Source organism: Pedobacter sp. HMWF019 (assembly GCF_003061025.1).
In the GTDB taxonomy this organism is placed as follows: Bacteria; Bacteroidota; Bacteroidia; order Sphingobacteriales; family Sphingobacteriaceae; genus Pedobacter.
This window is the reverse complement of record NZ_QAIL01000451.1, coordinates 1-1060: the sequence shown is the minus strand read 5'-3', so window position 1 is coordinate 1060 and position 1060 is coordinate 1. Positions and strand designations below refer to the sequence as shown.

The following is a 1060-nucleotide window of genomic DNA, read 5'->3' as shown; positions in this document are numbered from 1 at the left end:
GTACCAAGTGGTAAAAAACGAATATTGTTTATCCATGGTACTGATATTGTCAATTACGTAGATTATGAACCTATTTCTTTTCCCTTATTTATCTATGTTTGTGGTCCTAGCAAGCAGTATGAGTTTTTCACTAAAGATGATCCCTTTATAGTATTTAAATCTTGTAATAAGAGTATTTGCATCTATGCTTTTGCTCCATATAGATGTAGAGAAGATTTTAAACATTTATATAATCGTTAGGTAGTAATGTCATCGATGAGGTGCAATTTTTTTGCTACGTCTACGGAAGGAGAAACTTCATCTGATTAAAACTGTAATTATTATGGATAACCTTCGTGGTTTCGGTACCAAACCTAACTACCGTCGATGGAGATAAAACATCTACGATGACCAGTGAACCTACTACTGTCAGCAGAGCAGATGCCAAAGGAGACCTTTCAGCTTCGAATAGTGTTAGTAAATCATTAGAAAATTTTAGAAATGAACATGGGATGCAATTTAATTCATATGTGAATAAGGAAGGTGCCTCAGCGCTTTCCTTAAGTGTTGGAGGTGCGGCAGCTCCATTCGGGGCATTGGTAAGCTTATCAACACTAGCTACAAGAATTGGCGGATGGGCACCTAGTCTTGTTAGGGCATTAGGTTTTGGCGGTGCACCCACCAGTATTGGGCCTGGATTGGCCAACAAAGTTTTTACTACAAGTGGAGTCTTAAATGGGCCAAAGACCATTAAGTGTGTAGTAATTCTGAGCCCCTCCCTTGACGTCACATATGTACTGCCCCCAAATAATTAGATATTAATTGGGGGCATTTTATGCAAAAAAAGAACAAGTAGAATTATGAGTTTAGGCTTCTGTGCGTTAAATCTGTTCTACAAAAGGGTAATTAACAAGTGAGGTTGCAAAGGAAAACGGAATTGGCAGAATTAATCTGCGGTTATTGTTAGGTTTTTATGAGAGATATGGTTAAAGAGTGTTTTTTACTTTTTTGAAATAAATGTTTGTGAATGAGAAATATAGGTAAAAAAAGTTCTAATTAAGTACTTTTTTGTATTTTAAAT

At 36.1% G+C, this 1060-nt stretch carries 2 protein-coding genes; both read left to right on the top strand.

Annotation, left to right across the window (positions count from 1 at the left end):
- The coding region (locus tag DBR11_RS30325) for a hypothetical protein (protein ID WP_233260879.1) at positions 1–240 on the top strand (240 nt) is incomplete at its 5' end.
- Between the two features lie 146 nt (positions 241–386).
- Positions 387–794: a hypothetical protein gene (locus tag DBR11_RS29425; RefSeq protein ID WP_146186648.1), complete on the top strand. Its 408-nt coding sequence runs from the start codon at positions 387–389 to the stop codon at positions 792–794.
- Positions 795–1060 lie beyond the last annotated feature (266 nt).

What these genes read in the sequence shown, in the direction of transcription:
- DBR11_RS29425 (WP_146186648.1), top strand. Translation starts at nt 387, where the DNA reads ATGACCAGTGAACCTACTACTGTCAGCAGAGCAGATGCCAAAGGAGAC.